Below are 18,371 nucleotides of genomic sequence, written 5' to 3'. Positions count from 1 at the left end.
GGTTTCCCGGAGAGCTTTTTATGTTTATAAAAATGAGGATTATTTTCCTTCCATTTTATCTTTCAATGCCTGAAGATCGGCATTCATATCACCAATAGTGGTTTTATCATTGTTTTGAGCAGCGGCTTTTTTAGCGGCCTGCTTAACAATTTTCTGCTCTTCTTCTCTGTGAACAGCAGTGTGAGATGCTACCACTCTCTTGAATTCTTTATTGAATTCAATGATCTGGAATTCTGCAGATTCCCCTTTCTTCAGTTTGTTTCCGTCTTCTTTTTCAAGATGTCTCTGTGGAACAAATGCGGTAATATCTTCATTAAAGTCGATAGTAGCACCTTTGTCTACGATTTCAGAAATTTCAGCAGTATGAGTAGTTCCTACGGCAAATTCTGCTTCGTATTTATCCCAAGGATTGCTCTCGATTTGTTTGTGACCTAAACTTAGTTTACGTCCTTCAACATCAAGTTCCAATACAACCACTTCCAAAGTATCACCTACATTGGTGAATTCTGATGGATGCTTGATTTTCTTGGTCCATGAAAGATCAGAGATATAAATCAATCCGTCGATTCCTTCTTCAAGCTCTACGAACACACCAAAGTTGGTGAAGTTACGTACGATACCTGAATGTCTTGAACCTACAGGATATTTAGAAGTAATATCTGTCCATGGGTCTGGAGTCAATTGCTTGATACCAAGAGACATTTTACGGTCTTCCCTGTCTAAAGTAAGGATTTGCGCTTCAACTTCGTCTCCAACATTTACAAAATCCTGAGCAGATCTCAAATGAGTGCTCCATGACATTTCAGAAACGTGGATAAGACCTTCAACACCTTCAGCAACTTCGATAAATGCACCATAATCTGCGATTACAACTACTTTACCTTTTACATTATCTCCAACTTTAAGCTCATTGTCAAGCGCTTCCCAAGGATGCTGACTCAACTGCTTAAGACCTAACTGGATTCTTGTCTTAGCTTCATCAAAGTCAAGAATTACCACATTAAGTTTCTGATCTAGCTCAACAATCTCGTTTGGATGGTTGATTCTTGACCAGCTAAGATCTGTAATATGCACAAGTCCGTCAACACCTCCAAGGTCAACAAACACACCATAAGAAGTGATGTTTTTAACAGTACCTTCAAGTACCTGACCTTTTTCAAGCTGACCGATGATTTCTTTCTTCTGCTCTTCAATATCGGCTTCGATAAGCGCTTTATGAGAAACAACAACGTTTTTGAATTCGTGGTTGATTTTTACAACCTTAAATTCCATTGTTTTTCCTACATAAGCATCGTAGTCACGAATTGGTTTTACGTCTATTTGAGAACCTGGCAAGAACGCCTCAATTCCAAATACGTCTACAATCATACCACCTTTGGTACGACATTTTACAAATCCGTTTACGATTAGACCTTCGTCATGCGCTTTGTTTACGCGCTCCCAAGCCTTGATTACACGGGCTTTACGGTGAGAAAGGATTAATTGGCCTGTAGCGTCTTCACGAACATCAATTAAAACCTCTACCGCATCTCCTTCTTTAAGGTCTGGATTGTAACGGAATTCATTTAAAGAAATAACCCCTTCACTTTTCGCGTTGATATCGATAATCGCGTCACGATCTGTAATATTAATCACAGTTCCCGTAACAACCTCATCATTTAAAGTATCTACGAAATTCTCTTCTACCAGTTTTTCGAATTCTTCCAGCTTCTGGTCATCAATTGGGTCTATCCCCTCTTCATAATTGTGCCAGTTGAATTCTTTTAGGAATTGCTCAGGATCCTGTTGTTGCTCTACAGCTTCAGGTTGTGAATCTGTAGCCATTCCAGCTACTTCCTGAACTTCAGGTGTGTTTGATTCTTCCTGAGTTTCTTGATTTTTTGTTTCTTCAGCCATTGCTGATTAAAATATTTGTATCCCGTGTTTCTTCGGAAGAAGTCCTGCAATTAAAAATACACAGAAGTGATTATAGTATTTGATTATCAATCCCTTTTGTTCTTCCGGATAATTGCCAAAAAGGAGTGCAAAAATACAACTTAATTTATTAATATCAAACCACTGAAGTTGACATTTAAACCTCTTTTGAAAAGTCTGGTTTTTTGAAAGCCAGGTGGAAAACCAGAATTAACAGGGAATATATAAGACCAATGCCGGCAACTCCTGTCCACCCATACATTTCCCAGGCATAAGCCCCTGAAATTGTTCCCGCCGCTCCTCCAATAAAATATCCCACCATATAAATGGTATTAATTCTATTACGAGCTTCAGGATGTTTGGAAAAAATGATATTTTGGTTGGTAATGTGCAGGGATTGCAGCCCCATATCAATTAATAAAACACCCAGCATTAGGCCCCACAATGAGCTGCCTGAAATCCCAAATATCATCCAGGAGCCAATCATTAGAAGGGTGGCCATGGTAATAAGCTTGTTCCTGTTTATTTTATCGCTTAATGTTCCTGCCCAGGTAGCTGCAAGTGCACCTCCTATTCCCAGTAACCCAAAGGCTCCTGCCATCCCACTGCCATAATTAAAGGATTCTTCCATTAGGAAAACCAAAGTAGTCCAAAAGGCGCTAAAACCGGCAAACCCAAGGCCACCGCGAACTGCTGCCAACCTAACATCACTTTCGGTTTTAAAATAACGGGCCATAGATTTCATTAGGGCAGTGTAAGAACCTTTAAAATCGGGTTGTAATTCGGGCAGTTTCCACTTCAGTAACAGCCAATAAATAAGCATTAGGCCTGTGGCTATTACATACATGATGCGCCAGCCAAAATATTCCCCAATCATCCCGCTTAAAAACCTGCTTCCTAAAATACCAATTAACAGGCCGCTCATCACTATCCCTATAGCCCTTCCCCTTTGTTTATCATCTGCCAATTGTGCCGCCATGGGAACAAAAAGCTGCGGTACTACCGAGGAAAAGCCGATAAAAAAACTGGCAATTCCCAGCATGAGTAATGAAGGTGCCACCGCCGCGGTTAACAATGAAGTTATAATTGCAACAAAATCTATCAGGATCATTTTCTTCCGCGGAAATTTATCTCCCAATGGAACAATAAATAATAAACCGAAAGCATAACCCAGCTGCGTGAAAAGCGGAATATTGCTCACTTCAGATTCCGACACCTTAAATGTTTCGGCAATTAAATTAAGCAAAGGCTGGTTATAATAGTTGTTGGCTACCACCAATCCTGCTCCGGCTGCCATAAGGTACAACACCGCATTGGAAAGTCTATTTTCTTCCATTCCTGGCAAATTGCTACTCTTGTGCCGCCGCAATTTTATCTTTGGCAAGTTTTACAATTTTTTCAAACTGTTCTTCCAGAGTTAATTTAGAATTGTCAATTTCTATAGCATCTTCAGCCATAATAAGAGGAGAGTCTTCACGGGTGGAATCCATATAATCCCGTTCTTTTACATTTTTAAGTACCTCATCAAATTCAACATTCTCCCCCCGCTCACACAATTCTTTATATCTTCTTTCTGCACGGGTTTCGGTAGAAGCGGTCATAAATAATTTTAAATCGGCATCAGGAAATACCACGGTTCCAATATCACGGCCATCCATTACCACACCTTTATCTTTCCCCATTTCCTGCTGTTGTTTTACCAGCATCTCCCTTACTTTAGAAACGGTTGCCACTTTGCTAACATTATTGGAAACCTCCATAAGCCTGATTTCCTTTTCAACATTTTCTTTATTCATATAGATTTCACCATAGCCAAGCTTTTCATCAAAAACAAATCTTAGGTTAATAAATGGTAAATGCCGTAGAATGGCTTCTTCATCAAATTTAGATTCGGTCACAAAAAGATGGCGCATTACATATAATGTAACTGCGCGATACATGGCACCGGTATCAACATATATATAACCTAATTCTTTAGCTAATTGTTTCGCAATAGTGCTTTTTCCTGTTGAAGAAAAGCCATCTATGGCAATGGTTATTTTATTACTCATAAATTCATATTATAAATGAATGCACAAAAATAAGGAATTAAAAGAGCAAGGAAATTTTAAGCTGAATAAATTAGCTTCCTGTTTTAGCAATCCTGTCCTTCTCTTTTTTAAACTGGAAAAAATAATACAAAGAAGCCCTGCATCTTTACAATACAGGGCCTTTATGCATATTTAAGACAGTTTACAGGTTTTTTGCATTGGTAACCTTTTGCCGCGTAATCGCAATATCTATTACTTCACTCATTTCATTTACATAATGAAATTTAAGACCCTTTAGATATTCGTCCTTAATTTCTTTCACGTCCCGCTCATTCTCCTTACATAAAATTAGCTCTTTGATTTTTGCTCTTTTCGCCGCCAGTATCTTTTCCTTAATTCCTCCTACGGGAAGAACTTTTCCACGCAATGTAATCTCCCCCGTCATGGCAATGCTCTTCTTTACCTTTTTCTGAGAAAACAGGGAAACTAAAGAAGTTAGCATGGTAATTCCGGCACTTGGACCATCCTTTGGTGTTGCTCCTTCCGGCACGTGAATATGAACATTATACTGATCAAAAATTGATGGAATAATTCCCAGCTGTTCAGCATTGGCTTTAATGTATTCCATGGCAATAGTTGCCGACTCCTTCATAACCTTTCCAAGGTTTCCGGTAATATTCAGATTGCCTTTTCCTTTAGAAAGAATAGATTCAATAAAAAGTATATCTCCGCCAACCTGGGTCCAGGCGAGACCTGTTACCACTCCGGCAACATCGTTATTTTCATATTTATCACGCTCCAGTTTAGGGCTGCCCAATACCTCAATAACATCTTCCTGCTTCACCTTTTTGTTATACTCCTCTTCCATTGCTATACTTTTGGCAGCATACCTTACCATTTTGGCAATTTGCTTTTCCAAACCTCTAACACCAGATTCCCGGGTATAACCTTCAACTATTTTTTCCAGTTCGGGCTTACCAATTTTAATATCTTCCTTGGTCATACCATGTTCATCCAACTGCTTGGGCAGTAGGTGCCTTTTGGCAATTTCCACCTTCTCTTCAATAGTATAGCCAGTTACATTAATAATTTCCATACGGTCACGTAGGGCAGGCTGAATTGTTTGCAGCGTATTGCTGGTTGCAATAAACATTACCTTGGAAAGGTCAAAGCCCATCTCAAGGAAATTATCATGGAAATCGCTATTTTGCTCAGGGTCCAGAACCTCCAGTAAGGCTGAAGAGGGATCCCCGGCATTTCCTATGCTAAGTTTGTCAATTTCATCCAGAACAAAAACAGGATTACTGGTTCCGGCCTTTTTCAAACTCTGAATAATTCTACCGGGCATAGCGCCAATGTATGTCTTACGGTGTCCTCTTATCTCAGCTTCATCCCGTAAACCACCAAGGGAAATTCTTACATACTCCCTCCCCAGGGCTTCCGCGATAGATTTTCCAAGAGAGGTTTTACCAACTCCCGGAGGACCGTAAAGACATAAAATTGGAGATTTCATATCATTACGCAGTTTTAAAACTGCCAGATATTCAATTATCCTTCTTTTTACGTCGTCTAGCCCGTAATGATCACGATCAAGTATTTTCTTTGCTCTTTTTAAATCGAATTTATCTTCGCTGAATTCATTCCAGGGCAAATCCAGGTATAAATCCAGGTAATTCCGCTGAATGGAATATTCCGCCACCTGCGGATTCATACGTTGCATTTTGGAAAGTTCCTTCTCAAAATGCGTCTGCACATCTTCATTCCATGTTTTTTCCTTCGCACGAATGCGCATTTCCTCTATTTCATCTTCATGAGAAACCCCGCCAAGTTCTTCCTGAATAGTTTTCATTTGCTGATGAAGGAAATACTCGCGCTGCTGCTGACTCATATCGCTCTGCACCTTACTTTGAATATCATTTTTGAGTTCCAGTTTCTGGAATTCAACATTCATATATCTAAGGGTAGCAAGCGCACGCTCTTTAAGATCGTTTGTCTCCAGCAATTTTTGCTTTTCCTCTACGGAAAGGTTCATATTGGAAGAAACAAAATTGATAAGAAATGAAGAACTTTCAATATTCTTAATCGCGAAAGAAGCTTCTGAAGGAATATTTGGACTGCCTTTTACAATCTGAAGGGCAAGTTCCTTAATAGAATCGGTAATTGCTGAAAATTCCTCATTATCCTTTGCAGGTCGTGCCTCCGGCACTTCTTCAATACTTGCCTTAAGATATGGCTCCTCACTAACTATTTCAGAAATCTTAAAGCGCTTCTTTCCCTGTATTATCACGGTGGTATTACCATCGGGCATTTTAAGCACCCTAAGAATCCTGGCCACTACACCAATACGATTGATATCCTTAACAGAAGGATTTTCTACTTCTTCATCCTTCTGGGAAACAACTCCTATAATTTTATTTCCATTATTGGCTTCATTAATTAATTTTATAGATGTATCCCTTCCCGCAGTAATTGGTATTACCACTCCCGGAAACAAAACAGTATTCCTTAAGGGCAATATTGGCAAAGATTCAGGAAGATCTTCCCGGTTTATTTCTTCTTCATCTTCAGGAGTCATCAAAGGTATAAGTTCCGCATCTTCGTCTATACCCTGTAATGACAAGTTGTCAAGATTATTAAATTTTGTTTTAGCCATAGTTTATTTTAGGTCAAACTGTCACCACAGTTTGAATTTTTATTTCATCTTTGTTTTGCCCCCAACCCTTTATTAGCGGGCAATTAGCAAAGGGGACAACAAGTTTATAACAATTATTCAATTCTTATGCCATGCTTTTCTGAAAAGAATTTTTCTCCTAAGTGTAACAATTTGAAATCACCACTATCTTTATAAATAGATAACAAGAATTTTTGACACCAACCATCACACATATTAACAATCTTGTTTCCGCTTGCCGTAAAGGTGACCAGCGTGCACAAATGGAGATTTACGATCGCTATTATAAAGCAATGTATAACACCGCACTGCGAATAGTAAAACATTCGGCTGAAGCCGAAGACATTATGCAGGAGGCTTTCCTGAACGCCTTTACTAAAATTGACAGTTTTAAGGGAGAATCCACTTTTGGAGCCTGGTTAAAAAGAATTGTGGTTAATAAGTGCGTAAATGTTTATAACAGGAAAATGAAATATGAAGAAGTGGCTTACAATGATGAACTTAAAAATAAAATGGATGATTCAGACGGCTACATTATAGATAAAGAGCATACCAGCGAAAAAGTACGATTGCTGCTCACAAAGCTAGATACCCTGAAGGAAAATTACAGGATGTGCCTTACGTTGTATTTAATTGAAGGTTATGACTATGAAGAGATTTGTAAAATTATGAATATAAGTTATGCTAACTGCAGGACTACAATTTCACGCGCTAAAGAAAGTCTCCGTAAAAAATTGACAAATGATGAAGAATGATAATATAGAAGATCTGTTCAGAGGTATAAACCTGGATCATTCGGAACCTAAAGAAGGCCACAGAGAACGATTCCTGGAGAAGCTTAATTCTGGCAACGCTTCAGCTAAACAGAAAACAAAAGTAAGAAGCCTTTGGGCTCCTTTTATTGGAGTTGCGGCAGCCCTTGCACTTGTATTCTTTCTGGCTGGAAATATTCTTAATTCCGGAGCATTGGATAAATCCGGAGAGCTGGCCAGTGTTTCTCCTGAAATGAAACAGACCCAGGAGTTTTATACCTCTTTAATTGAAAATGAGCTGAAGGAAATCCAGGAAATCAATTCCCCTGAAACCAGCGCCATTGTAAAAGATGCACTAAAACAAATGGAAAAACTGGACGCCGAATATGAAAAACTTAAAACAGATCTTTTAAACAGCGGAAAGGATAACAGGGTAATCCATGCCATGATCAACAATTTCCAGCAGCGTATAGATTTATTAAACAACGTTTTATCCCAAATTGAAGAAATTAGATCAATCAAAAATCAAAATCATGAAAACAACATTATATAAACTGTTTTTTCTGGCTATTATCGCTCCCAGCCTTGCTTTCTCCAATAATGAATTTAAAGATAAGCATACCGAAAAGAAAAAGATTTCGAAGGAATTTAAGGTTTCGGCAACATCAAGCCTTATGATAGATAATAGTTACGGTAATATAGATATTTCAACCTGGGACGAAAACCGCGTGGTTATTGAAGTATTTATTGAGACCAACGGGAATGATGAAGAAGCAGTGAAAAGAAAGCTGAATAACATTAATATCGAATTTAGCCAGTCCTCGGCTGGAGTGAGTGCCAAAACGCATTTTTCAAAGGAAGATCAATCCTGGTGGAATCAGTTATTTGGGAGCAGCAATAATGTAAATATGCAGATAAATTATGTTATAAAAGCCCCTGCACGAAATAATGTAAATCTAAGCAATGATTACGGTGGAATTTACCTGGACCGCCTCCTGGGAAACTCGAAAATTTCCTGTGACTACGGAAAAATAGACATAGGTGAATTAAGAGGGAATTCCAATGATATCAATTTTGATTACACCAGAAACAGCCACATTGGCTATGTAAAAAATGCCGAAATAAATGCGGATTATTCAGATTATGTAATAGAGGAAGCCGGTAAGCTTAACATTAATGCCGATTATACCAGCTCTAACATTTTAAAAGTTGAAGATGCCACTTTTAATTGCGACTACGGCAGCATTAGCATTGAAAAAGTAAGAAGGCTCAAAGGAAACGGTGATTATTTAACCACTAAAATCGGCAGGGTTTTTACATCGGTAATACTGGATCTGGATTATGGCTCTGCTTCCATAGAAAAACTGGTGAAAGGCATGAAAGAAGTTAAAATAGAAAGTGATTACACCGGCATAAAAATCGGGTATGATGAGGCACAGCCTTTCAGTTTTAATATTACCACCTCTTATGGGGATGTGAATGGCGTGAATGATTTTGAAGTGAGTAAAAGACACGAATCCGGAACCAGGAAAACCTATCAGGGGTATCATTTATCAGTCAGCAGTGGAAATCATGTAAATATAAGTACCAGCTATGGAAGTGTCTCTTTTAGAAAACAATAAATCAACATTAATCATCAATCAAATATTACAATTATGAAAACAATTTTAATTTTAGCAACTATTTTTCTAGGTTTTACTTCAGCAAACGCACAATGGTGGGGAAATGAAAAAATAAAAGGAAACGGGAAAATGGTAACTAAAGAGCGTTCCACTTCAGAATATGATGAAGTACAACTGGTAGGCTCCATGAATGTAGAGCTGGTAGGCTCCATGAATGTAGAGCTGGTAAGTGGCCGCGAGGGAAAACTTACAGTGGAAGCCGAGAGCAATCTTCAGGAATATATTCTTACCGAAGTACAGGGGGGAAAATTAAAAATTTCAGTAGAAGAAGGAATTGACCTGCGGCCTTCGGGAAACAATGAGATTAAAATTACCGTACCTTTTGAAGACCTGGAAGAAGTTTCACTCACAGGGTCTGGCGATATGTGGAATTCAGATAAGATTATCGCTTCAAATTTTAGCACTTCTTTAACCGGCTCTGGAGATATGAACCTTAACCTGGAGGTACGGGGTTTAAAAGGCAGCGTAACCGGCTCCGGTGACATTGTGTTAAAAGGAACCGCAAATCACTTTAAGTGCAAAGTTACCGGTTCGGGAGATTTTGAAGCTTATGAGCTTCGTGCCAACACAGTAGAAGCTGTAGTTTCTGGCTCCGGCGACCTTATGGTATACGCTTCAGAAAAGTTAACCGCAAGAGTTTCCGGCTCCGGAGATATCACTTATAAAGGGAATCCGGCGAAAGAAGATTTTAAAGTTTCCGGCTCGGGGAGTGTTTCTTCAAATTAGCAAATTATCAATGCGAGTGCAGTAAACGGGGCGAAGCAATCTCAACAATCAACAACAGATTGCTTCAGCTTTCGCTCCGTAAAGGACAATTTCAGCCGGCGCTTCACATTAACTATGTTAATGTAATTGCAAACTACATGAAACGGAGCGTGGCAATTTTTTCATAGAGATGATTCCTTTAATTTCTCAGGATTTTGCCGGCTATTCCAAAAACTTAGAAGTACTATACGATTTATTTCTATTTTTTATAATATGAGGTAATCACGAACAATTTTGACTCTTACGTTCTGGTGATCTGTAAGTTTACCAATTTCAGGATAAAGGGCAATTAATTTTACCGCTTCAACAAAAAGCTGATTTAATTTTCTACTGTATCGTCTGGACCTATTTCTTTTGTTTCAATATTCAAGAATATCTTTTCTGTTCTCCTGAGCATATTTTGACCAAATTACCCGTTTAGCCATTTCTCGATTTCCTGATTGGCCTGTTCATTGGTCAAATATTCACCGTTTTGAATTTGTTCTGATGATTTCTCTATTGCTGATTTTTGTTCCTCACACAATTCATAAACATTTTCTGTCTTGTTTTCTTTATGCAAGAACTGATATAATTCTTCCAACAGCTCCTCATTTTTTGAGAGCTGGATTTCATTAATTAATTTTTCCCTGATCGCCATTGTACCAAAATGTTATTATCACTAATATAAGAATTCCGTTATTAAGTTTACCGAGTATCTCTTCATTTTTACAGAGAGACGAAATGATAACCTCAACGGCATTGTTAGCGGCGAAGTAATCTCATCCGGCGACATTCATATTGCTTCATTTTTAGTTTCTTTCTTCGGAACCCTTAGCAACAAGATGACCCCGGCTATAAAAAACACCACTAGGAATAGAATAGAATTTCTTACGCTGCCGGTGATTTCGGCAACTATCCCGTAAAGGAACATTCCGATAACAATTCCAATTTTTTCAGAAACATCATAAAAACTGAAGTAACTGGCAGTATCTATGGCATTTTTTGGCAGCATTTTAGAATAGGTAGAACGTGACAGGGATTGAATTCCACCCATCACCAAACCAACCGAGGCAGCTGCAAAATAAAACTGAAGCGGGGAGACTATATAATAAGCATACCCGCAAATGGCTATCCAGATAAGGTTTATATAGATCAAGGTTTTTATGTTCCCTATTCTTATCGCCAGCCTGGAGGTTAAAGTAGCTCCAATAACAGCCACCAATTGAATAAGCAAAATACTAACAATTAATCCCGTAGTGGGATCCTGATCTCCCCAATCCAACTCTTCAATTCCAAAATAAGTGGCGATAAGCATAATTGTTTGCACCGCCATACTGTAAACAAAAAAAGCAATCAGGTAGCGGTAAAGCTGCACATTATGCTTCAGCGAATACCAGATTTTTTTCAATTCTTTAAATCCGTTAAAAAGGACATTTCGTGTGAGCGGGGCTTTTTTATTTCCCTTCGGAAGGTAATAATAGGTGTACTGACTAAATATAATCCACCAGACTCCCGTAAGCACAAAAGACAGACGCGTAGGCAAAGCTTCACTTTCAAACCCAAACCAGTCATATTTCAATATCATAATAAGGCAGAGCAAAAGCAGAATTACACTTCCAATATAGCCCATGGAAAACCCCCTGGCACTAACTTTATCCTGCTGATTGGGATAAGCAATATCCGGAAGATAAGAATTGTAAAAAACCAGACTTGCCCAAAATCCAATAAGCGCCAGGAAATAAGCAAGCAAGCCAAACCATAGGTATTCCAGGTTAAACCAGAATAAAGCAATACACGAGCAGGCACCAAGATAACAGAAAAATTTAAGAAAATTCTTTTTGTTCCCCACGTAATCGGAAATTCCGGATAGAAAAGGACTTAAAACAGAAACCACCAGAAAAGCAGCGGCAGTTACATAACTTATAAGGCTATCATTATTAAAACTAATTCCCAGGAAACTTATTTTGTCGCTAACAATTCGTCCATCAGCATTTTTTACGATGGTAAGCGCTCCATAAAAAATGGGGAAAATAGCCGAAGATATTACGAGACTATAGACAGAATTTGCCCAATCATAGAAAGCCCAGGCATTTAAAAGCTTCTTGCTGCCCTTAGGAAGATGTTTCATAAGGCTAAAAATAGAAAAAGCTGCCGTAAAAGGCAGCTTTTCAATATTAAAACAATTTAATAATTAGATATTAAAAGGAAGTTACCCCATATTTTTTTGCTTCTGCTTTGGCTTCAGGTGCCCATGCAGTAAGATTTTCAATTCTTGACTGATTGGAAGGGTGCGTACTAAGAAATTCCGGCGGAGCCTGACCACTACTTTGCGCTGCCATTCTCCTCCATAAATCGGCAGCCTCATCAGGATCATAACCCGCAATTGCCATAAGAGTTAAGCCAATCCTGTCGGCTTCGGCCTCATGGCCACGGCTAAAAGGAAGCATTACCCCCACCTGTGAACCAAGCCCGTATGCCTGTGCGAAAATCTGCTGCGTTTGAGTACTTTTGCCGCTTAAAGCAACAGAACCCGCTACCGCTCCTAATTGTTGTAACTGGGCAGCACTCATTCTTTGTGCACCATGATCAGCCAGAGCATGGGCAATTTCATGAGCCATAACTACCGCAAGTCCTGTTCTGGTTTCGGTAACATCCAGGATGCCAGTGTACACCACTACTTTACCCCCCGGCATCGCGAAGGCATTTACCTGGTCATCTCTTACAAGGCTAAATTCCCATTGAAAGTCCTGCATAAAACCCTGATAGCCGTTCGCGTTTAAATATCTTTCGGCTGCAGTAACTATTTCCTGTCCTACATTTTTAACCATTTGGGCCTGTTGAGTGTTTCGTAATACTTCGGCTGAATCCAGAAACTGATTATATTGCTCAAAAGAGGATGGAAACAACTGGTCGTTAGAAACAAAATTGAGATTTCTCTCTCCCGTAAATGGATTGGTTTTACAAGCCACTATCATTAGCAGCATTGCACTTATTGTAACAAGTATTGGTTTGATTCTCATAATTTGGAATTTATTTTTGTTAAAATTACAAAAGCAGCAACTTCTTCCTGAGGGGTTTAAGTAGGATTTAACAAATACCAGCATTCAATAATAATACCAGAAGCCCTACTCAATCTTCTTCATAATAAAAAGAAGAACAATTGGTTAATTACTCAACAGCGCGTTTTAACCCATTATTTTTTTTGAACAATATTTCTACTTTTCCAAAAACCCTGACAAATAGCATCGTAAAAAACTGAAAAACAGCAATATCAAACTTTACCATCGTTAATCTGTAAGATCCCTGATCTTATTAACAGAATCACAACGTTCATCGCGGTATAATCTTTGTACTTTAAATATTAAAAACTATGAGAAAGTTTATATTCTTACTCCTTGCAACGCTAATGATGAGTTGTAACGGAAATGCCCAGAAGAAGAAATCTTCAGAAAATTTTGAAATCAGCAAATCAGAAAAAGAATGGAAACAGGAATTGACCAGTGCTGAATTTCAGGTTTTAAGAAAAGCTGCAACAGAGCCTGCTTTTTCAAGTGATTTAAATAAAATTAAAGAACCGGGCACTTTCGTATGTGCTGCCTGCGGAAACGAGCTTTATAAAACTGAATATAAATTTATGAGCGGTACGGGATGGCCAAGTTTTGACCGCCCTATAGAGGGAGGTGTATCTTTAGGTCGTGACTCCAAGCTTGGTTATACCAGGGATGAAGTACATTGCGCCAAATGCGGAGGCCACCTTGGCCACGTTTTTGATGACGGACCAAGAGAAACTACCGGAAAAAGATACTGTATGAACGGAGTGGCCATGGATTTTGTACCCGCTAAAAATCAATAAAAAATGAAAAAATACGCTATAGAAAAACCAGAAGAAAAATGGAAAGAGCAACTTTCCGAAGAACAATATCGTGTGTTACGTGAAAAAGGGACTGAAGCCCCACACAGTGGTAAATACAATCTTCATTTTGAAGAAGGGGAATATCGCTGCGCGGCCTGTAATACTAAACTGTTTGAAAGTGATGCCAAGTTTGAAAGTGGCTGTGGCTGGCCAAGTTTTGATGAAGCCATTGAAGGTAAAGTGGAATACGTACAGGACAAAAGTTTTGGTATGATTAGAACAGAAATTCTATGTGCTAACTGTGGCAGCCATTTAGGACATGTTTTTGATGACGGCCCTACCGATACAGGGCAACGATATTGCGTAAATTCGGCAAGTATTGAATTTGATAAATAATTTAACACCTATAACTATGAGAAAAATATTATCAATTTTATTCCTGAGCAGCTTTTTATTTGTTTCATGCTCAGATGATGGAGAAGTAGGACCGCGAGGACCGGAAGGGCCTGCAGGCGAAGATGGATTGGATGGCTTAGGTTATACTTTTGAAGAGACAGTTAATTTCGATTATCTGGAAGATATAAATCGTTTTTATGTAGAGATAGATATTTCAGAAGATGTAGAGACTATAAATCCTGATGCAGATGCTGTTTTGGTGTACAGGCTGGAAATACTTGAAGATGAAAATGGAGGTGATTTAGATGGCTGGAGTTTAATTCCACAAAACTTCTTTCTGGAAGAAGGAACTATTCAGTATGTTTATAACCATACAGTGGGAGATGTTGGAATTTATATTGAGGGGAATTACGATCTAAGTAATCTTGATTCCGGTTACACAGAAGGACAAACTTTCAGAATCGTAGTTGTGCCATCAGATACCTTTGCTTCTTCAGAAGTAGACCCAGAGAATATGGAAGCTGTTTTAAAAGCTTTTAGATTAGAGCCTGAAAAATAAATCTGGCTTGGCTATAATATGATAAGGACCTATTTTAATAATAGGTCCTTTTTTACTTTCTATTCTGAACAAGAAGAACAGGAATAATTCAATAGGAAATTTTATGATAGCCCTTCCTTAGCTAAAGTCATCATTACTTATGTTGCTGAAGGAAACCCAGGCCATATTCCTTTTAGTTTAAGCTATAATTACTTAAATTCGCAACTTCTAAACCCTCACTAAAAATTACTAAAATGAGTAAATACGATGTCATAATTTTAGGTAGTGGCCCGGGAGGTTACGTAACCGCAATTCGCTCTTCGCAATTAGGTTTTAAAACAGCTATTATTGAAAAAGAAAACCTTGGTGGTGTCTGCCTTAACTGGGGCTGTATCCCAACAAAGGCACTTCTTAAAAGCGCTGAAGTGTTTGATTATCTTAAGCACGCTGATGATTACGGTCTAAAATTGGAAAATGCCGACAAAGATTTTGGTGCTGTAGTTAAAAGAAGTCGTGATGTGGCAAACGGCATGAGTAAGGGAGTACAATTCCTTATGAAAAAGAATAAAATTGACGTTATTGAGGGCTTTGGAAAACTGAAGAAAGGTAAAAAAGTTGCCGTAACAGGAAAAGATGATAAGACCAAAGAATACGAGGCCGATCATATTATTGTTGCTACCGGCGCACGTTCCCGGGAATTGCCAAATCTAAAGCAGGACGGGAAAAAAGTAATTGGTTATCGTGAAGCAATGTCTTTGGAGACCCAACCAAAATCTATGATAGTGGTAGGTTCTGGTGCTATTGGGGTTGAATTTGCCCACTTCTATAATTCTATGGGGACCGAAGTTACTGTTGTGGAATTTCTGCCAAATCTTGTTCCCCTGGAAGATGAAGAAGTTTCCAAGCAGTTTGAAAGAAGCGTGAAAAAAGCTGGAATTAAGGTCATGACTAATTCTTCTGTGGAAAGTGTGGATACCTCCGGAAAAACAGTTAAAGCTAAAGTGAAAACCAAAAAAGGTGAAGAAACACTTGAAGCCGATGTTGTTCTTTCTGCAGTTGGAATTAAAACAAATATCGAAAATATTGGTCTTGAGGAGCTGGGAATCAAAACCGAAAAAGATAAGATTGTAGTAGACGATTTTTACAAGACCAATGCTGATGGTGTTTATGCCATTGGAGATGTAGTGCATGGCCCTGCATTGGCGCACGTTGCTTCTGCGGAAGGTATTCTTTGTGTGGAAAAAATAAAGGGTATGAAGGTTCAGCCGTTAGACTATGGTAATATTCCAGGTTGTACCTATGCTACTCCTGAAATTGCTTCGGTTGGAATGACTGAAAAACAGGCCAAAGAATCCGGTTATGAAATTAAAGTTGGAAAATTCCCGTTTTCAGCTTCAGGAAAAGCGAAGGCTGCAGGAAAATCTGATGGTTTTGTAAAAGTGATCTTTGATGCAAAATATGGAGAATGGCTTGGTTGCCACATGATTGGCGCCGGCGTTACCGATATGATTGCTGAAGCTGTATTAGGCCGAAAACTGGAAACTACAGGTCATGAAGTTTTAAAGGCGGTTCACCCTCACCCCACAATGAGTGAAGCCGTTATGGAAGCAGTAGCCGCAGCTTATGATGAAGTAATTCATATCTAAGACTTTAACTTTAGACAAACACCAAATCCCGGAAAACTTTAATAGTTATTCGGGATTTTTGTTATTATTACAGCTCTCCTACTTTTCAAGGAGGGGTGGCCACAGGCCGGGGTGGTTTTTCAAGTATGTAGTTTGAAGTTCCAGCTGCAAATCTGAATTCTGGAGTTGGGAGTTCTAAAGGTATTTATACACTAAAAGAGTTTACTCCGGAAGAAGGTCGCAATAGCAAAATTCGGTATCCCAGTCATGCTCTTCATCTTTAAAACAATTATCTTTTTTTGAACTTTTTGCGGTGTATTTCCGCTCTACCTTCTCTCCTACTGAAAACTCTACAGGATTTTTAAAAATTGGTCCGTCGAAAACAAAGCTGTGAAATTCTCCGTTTTCTCCACAAAGGTCTATTTCTTCAGGCAAATCTTTTATAAAATCCTCATTAATTATTCTTCCGCAGAAGGAATCATCCAGCAACTTAGAATTAGTGCAAACAACTATAGCTTTAAAACCAAGCTTCAAAAATTCCTGCATCAGGCTTGTGGTATTTTCCTTCCAAAGCGGATAAACACCTTCCAATCCTGTAAGTTCCAATTGTTCATCACGATATTCCCGCAGGTCTTCCAGAAAAATATCGCCAAAAATACTATGGGTAAAACCTTTATTTAAAAGACTGTAAGTTGCCTCTTTCATAGAAGTATTATATTCTTCCATAGAAACCGCCCCATTTAATGGAATTAGCTGGAGCGGTAATCCCAAACTGGCTGCCTGCCGGTGTAGCAATTCCATACGGACACCATGCATTGAAATACGATTAACTTCTGTATTAACCGTGGTAACCAGCTTTTCCACAGAAAATTCATTTCCATGGCGTATTTTATACAAGCTAAGCGCAGCATCTTTTCCACTGCTCCAGTTTATATAAGCTTTTTTCATGCCTTTTCTTCTATAAAACTTTCTATTGCCAGATCATAACCTTTTAAACCAAAACCAAAAATTACTCCTTTCGCATGAGGAGATATATAGGACCTATGCCTGAACTCTTCCCGGGCATGGATATTGGAAATATGAACCTCTACTACCGGAATCTCAATGGCTTTTACTGCATCGGCAATGGCCACTGAGGTATGTGTATAGGCAGCGGCATTCATCACAATACCATCAAATTCTTTATTTGCGCTGTGCAATTGGTTTATAATCTCCCCCTCCATATTGCTTTGCACGTAAGAGAGTTCCAGTTTCCTGAATTTAAACTGTAGATGGGAAAAATATTCTTCAAAAGTTTTACCTCCATAGATTTCAGGTTCCCGGGTGCCCAATAAGTTCAAATTTGGGCCGTTGATAATAAGTATTTTCATGAATATAAAGGTATCAATTTTCATTCATAAAAAAAGCAGGCTTCTGCCCGCTTTTTAATAACAATATAATATGAGTTTTAGAATTTATACCCCACTCCAACAGTGAAAGCATCAAATCCGGAATCAGCATCCTGCCCCTCGCTTTCCAGCATATCTATAAAATCATTAGATAATCGATTAGTAATTTCAAAAGAATATTTTGCATGTAGAAAGAAATTTTCATTTATGTGGTATCCTGCTCCAAAAGCTAAATCTAAACCAAAATTATCCAACATCCCCATAGTGTCTTCCAGAAGAAAGGTTGCCTGAGGGCCAGCCTGTAAATAGAATTGCGAATCACCAATGTAATATTGTGCTAACACAGGAATTATCAGAAAATTAACATCATCAGCAATTGCAAAATTCACCTCCGGCTGTAAATGAAAATTCTCAGAAATTGAAAAATCAGCCAAAGCCCCAACATTAAATCCTGAAGAACTCGCCGAAGTCACCATAGAAGAAGTGGAACTTGAAGACCTTCCGGTAATACTGGTGTATCCCGCAGAAAGTCCAAAATCGACTTCCTGAGCCTGCATAAAGCTTAAACTTGCAAAAAACAGCATTGCTGCCAAAATTAAATTTTTCATTTTATAAAGTTAGATTGTTAAAGCTTCAAAAGTATTAAAAAAATTAACATAATGGCAAGACATAAAGAAAGAAGAGAATTGCTCAGAAAAAACACATCTAAAACAAGTAACGAATAATCCTATTATTTGTACCAAAAAAAGCAGGATCCCTCCTGCTTTTCTTCAATTTT

General features: G+C 38.5%; 18 protein-coding genes. 8 read left to right on the top strand and 10 right to left on the bottom strand.

The features are described from left to right. Positions 1-39: 39 nt before the first annotated feature. The 4 genes from rpsA to lon all read right to left on the bottom strand — a co-directional run bounded on the left by rpsA (position 40) and on the right by lon (position 6,597). Positions 40-1,896 (bottom strand): 30S ribosomal protein S1, encoded by a 1,857-nt coding sequence (gene rpsA / locus RM539_RS16630; RefSeq protein WP_311504547.1) that lies wholly within the window; start codon positions 1,894-1,896, stop codon positions 40-42. Between the two features lie 175 nt (positions 1,897-2,071). Beyond that, on the bottom strand, positions 2,072-3,250 hold the full coding sequence (locus RM539_RS16625) for an MFS transporter (RefSeq protein ID WP_311504546.1): 1,179 nt from the start codon (positions 3,248-3,250) through the stop codon (positions 2,072-2,074). Positions 3,251-3,263: 13 nt separating this feature from the next. Beyond that, positions 3,264-3,965: a (d)CMP kinase gene (cmk, locus tag RM539_RS16620; RefSeq protein ID WP_311504545.1), complete on the bottom strand. Its 702-nt coding sequence runs from the start codon at positions 3,963-3,965 to the stop codon at positions 3,264-3,266. Positions 3,966-4,146: 181 nt separating this feature from the next. Beyond that, positions 4,147-6,597, bottom strand: coding sequence for an endopeptidase La (gene lon / locus RM539_RS16615; protein ID WP_311504544.1), 2,451 nt, complete (start codon positions 6,595-6,597; stop codon positions 4,147-4,149). Positions 6,598-6,809: 212 nt separating this feature from the next. Here lon and RM539_RS16610 point away from each other — a divergent pair, with 212 nt between their 5' ends. From RM539_RS16610 to RM539_RS16595, 4 genes are read left to right on the top strand one after another with little or no spacing between them, the layout of a single operon-like run. Continuing rightward, positions 6,810-7,370: an RNA polymerase sigma factor gene (locus tag RM539_RS16610; RefSeq protein ID WP_311504543.1), complete on the top strand. Its 561-nt coding sequence runs from the start codon at positions 6,810-6,812 to the stop codon at positions 7,368-7,370. Further along, positions 7,357-7,920 (top strand): DUF4179 domain-containing protein, encoded by a 564-nt coding sequence (locus RM539_RS16605; protein ID WP_311504542.1) that lies wholly within the window; start codon positions 7,357-7,359, stop codon positions 7,918-7,920. The genes RM539_RS16610 and RM539_RS16605 overlap by 14 nt, the downstream gene beginning before the upstream one ends. Further along, positions 7,901-8,989 (top strand): DUF4097 family beta strand repeat-containing protein, encoded by a 1,089-nt coding sequence (locus RM539_RS16600; RefSeq protein WP_311504541.1) that lies wholly within the window; start codon positions 7,901-7,903, stop codon positions 8,987-8,989. Before RM539_RS16605 ends, RM539_RS16600 begins: the two co-directional genes overlap by 20 nt. 33 nt (positions 8,990-9,022) lie before the next feature. Continuing rightward, a complete protein-coding gene (locus RM539_RS16595; protein ID WP_311504540.1) occupies positions 9,023-9,775 on the top strand; it encodes a head GIN domain-containing protein in 753 nt (250 codons plus the stop codon). Positions 9,776-10,223: 448 nt separating this feature from the next. Here the strand turns inward: RM539_RS16595 and RM539_RS16590 are convergent, their stop codons facing one another. From RM539_RS16590 to RM539_RS16580, 3 genes are all read right to left on the bottom strand, one after another. Then, a complete protein-coding gene (locus RM539_RS16590; RefSeq protein ID WP_311504539.1) occupies positions 10,224-10,451 on the bottom strand; it encodes a hypothetical protein in 228 nt (75 codons plus the stop codon). A gap of 135 nt (positions 10,452-10,586) precedes the next feature. Next, positions 10,587-11,921: an MFS transporter gene (locus tag RM539_RS16585; protein WP_311504538.1), complete on the bottom strand. Its 1,335-nt coding sequence runs from the start codon at positions 11,919-11,921 to the stop codon at positions 10,587-10,589. Positions 11,922-11,991: 70 nt separating this feature from the next. After that, positions 11,992-12,813: a M48 family metallopeptidase gene (locus RM539_RS16580; RefSeq protein WP_311504537.1), complete on the bottom strand. Its 822-nt coding sequence runs from the start codon at positions 12,811-12,813 to the stop codon at positions 11,992-11,994. Between the two features lie 350 nt (positions 12,814-13,163). On the opposite strand from RM539_RS16580, the gene msrB (RM539_RS16575) reads away from it, so the two are divergent. The 4 genes from msrB (RM539_RS16575) to lpdA all read left to right on the top strand — a co-directional run bounded on the left by msrB (RM539_RS16575) (position 13,164) and on the right by lpdA (position 16,226). Continuing rightward, positions 13,164-13,646: a peptide-methionine (R)-S-oxide reductase MsrB gene (msrB, locus tag RM539_RS16575; protein WP_311504536.1), complete on the top strand. Its 483-nt coding sequence runs from the start codon at positions 13,164-13,166 to the stop codon at positions 13,644-13,646. Positions 13,647-13,649: 3 nt separating this feature from the next. Then, the gene (msrB, locus tag RM539_RS16570; protein ID WP_311504535.1) at positions 13,650-14,042 is read left to right on the top strand and encodes a peptide-methionine (R)-S-oxide reductase MsrB; all 393 of its coding nucleotides are present in this window, start codon (positions 13,650-13,652) and stop codon (positions 14,040-14,042) included. A 16-nt stretch (positions 14,043-14,058) separates the two neighbouring features. After that, positions 14,059-14,601, top strand: coding sequence for a collagen-like triple helix repeat-containing protein (locus tag RM539_RS16565; protein ID WP_311504534.1), 543 nt, complete (start codon positions 14,059-14,061; stop codon positions 14,599-14,601). 233 nt (positions 14,602-14,834) lie between these two features. Beyond that, positions 14,835-16,226, top strand: coding sequence for a dihydrolipoyl dehydrogenase (gene lpdA / locus RM539_RS16560; RefSeq protein WP_311504533.1), 1,392 nt, complete (start codon positions 14,835-14,837; stop codon positions 16,224-16,226). Positions 16,227-16,427: 201 nt separating this feature from the next. Here the strand turns inward: lpdA and RM539_RS16555 are convergent, their stop codons facing one another. The 3 genes from RM539_RS16555 to RM539_RS16545 form a co-directional block, all read right to left on the bottom strand. Continuing rightward, on the bottom strand, positions 16,428-17,153 hold the full coding sequence (locus tag RM539_RS16555) for a Dph6-related ATP pyrophosphatase (protein WP_311504532.1): 726 nt from the start codon (positions 17,151-17,153) through the stop codon (positions 16,428-16,430). Then, the gene (aroQ, locus tag RM539_RS16550; RefSeq protein ID WP_311504531.1) at positions 17,150-17,575 is read right to left on the bottom strand and encodes a type II 3-dehydroquinate dehydratase; all 426 of its coding nucleotides are present in this window, start codon (positions 17,573-17,575) and stop codon (positions 17,150-17,152) included. Before aroQ ends, RM539_RS16555 begins: the two co-directional genes overlap by 4 nt. A 77-nt stretch (positions 17,576-17,652) precedes the next feature. Further along, a complete protein-coding gene (locus tag RM539_RS16545; protein ID WP_311504530.1) occupies positions 17,653-18,201 on the bottom strand; it encodes an outer membrane beta-barrel protein in 549 nt (182 codons plus the stop codon). Between the last annotated feature and the right edge of the window lie 170 nt (positions 18,202-18,371).

The sequence above is a fragment of the Autumnicola musiva genome (assembly GCF_031846585.1).
In the GTDB taxonomy this organism is placed as follows: Bacteria; Bacteroidota; Bacteroidia; order Flavobacteriales; family Flavobacteriaceae; genus Autumnicola; species Autumnicola musiva.
This window is presented reverse-complemented; position numbering and strand designations above follow the sequence as displayed.

What these genes read in the sequence shown, in the direction of transcription:
- rpsA (WP_311504547.1), bottom strand. Translation starts at nt 1,896, where the DNA reads ATGGCTGAAGAAACAAAAAATCAAGAAACTCAGGAAGAATCAAACACA.
- RM539_RS16625 (WP_311504546.1), bottom strand. Translation starts at nt 3,250, where the DNA reads ATGGAAGAAAATAGACTTTCCAATGCGGTGTTGTACCTTATGGCAGCC.
- cmk (WP_311504545.1), bottom strand. Translation starts at nt 3,965, where the DNA reads ATGAGTAATAAAATAACCATTGCCATAGATGGCTTTTCTTCAACAGGA.
- lon (WP_311504544.1), bottom strand. Translation starts at nt 6,597, where the DNA reads ATGGCTAAAACAAAATTTAATAATCTTGACAACTTGTCATTACAGGGT.
- RM539_RS16605 (WP_311504542.1), top strand. Translation starts at nt 7,357, where the DNA reads ATGATGAAGAATGATAATATAGAAGATCTGTTCAGAGGTATAAACCTG.
- RM539_RS16600 (WP_311504541.1), top strand. Translation starts at nt 7,901, where the DNA reads ATGAAAACAACATTATATAAACTGTTTTTTCTGGCTATTATCGCTCCC.
- RM539_RS16595 (WP_311504540.1), top strand. Translation starts at nt 9,023, where the DNA reads ATGAAAACAATTTTAATTTTAGCAACTATTTTTCTAGGTTTTACTTCA.
- RM539_RS16590 (WP_311504539.1), bottom strand. Translation starts at nt 10,451, where the DNA reads ATGGCGATCAGGGAAAAATTAATTAATGAAATCCAGCTCTCAAAAAAT.
- RM539_RS16585 (WP_311504538.1), bottom strand. Translation starts at nt 11,921, where the DNA reads ATGAAACATCTTCCTAAGGGCAGCAAGAAGCTTTTAAATGCCTGGGCT.
- RM539_RS16580 (WP_311504537.1), bottom strand. Translation starts at nt 12,813, where the DNA reads ATGAGAATCAAACCAATACTTGTTACAATAAGTGCAATGCTGCTAATG.
- msrB (WP_311504536.1), top strand. Translation starts at nt 13,164, where the DNA reads ATGAGAAAGTTTATATTCTTACTCCTTGCAACGCTAATGATGAGTTGT.
- msrB (WP_311504535.1), top strand. Translation starts at nt 13,650, where the DNA reads ATGAAAAAATACGCTATAGAAAAACCAGAAGAAAAATGGAAAGAGCAA.
- RM539_RS16565 (WP_311504534.1), top strand. Translation starts at nt 14,059, where the DNA reads ATGAGAAAAATATTATCAATTTTATTCCTGAGCAGCTTTTTATTTGTT.
- lpdA (WP_311504533.1), top strand. Translation starts at nt 14,835, where the DNA reads ATGAGTAAATACGATGTCATAATTTTAGGTAGTGGCCCGGGAGGTTAC.
- RM539_RS16555 (WP_311504532.1), bottom strand. Translation starts at nt 17,153, where the DNA reads ATGAAAAAAGCTTATATAAACTGGAGCAGTGGAAAAGATGCTGCGCTT.
- aroQ (WP_311504531.1), bottom strand. Translation starts at nt 17,575, where the DNA reads ATGAAAATACTTATTATCAACGGCCCAAATTTGAACTTATTGGGCACC.
- RM539_RS16545 (WP_311504530.1), bottom strand. Translation starts at nt 18,201, where the DNA reads ATGAAAAATTTAATTTTGGCAGCAATGCTGTTTTTTGCAAGTTTAAGC.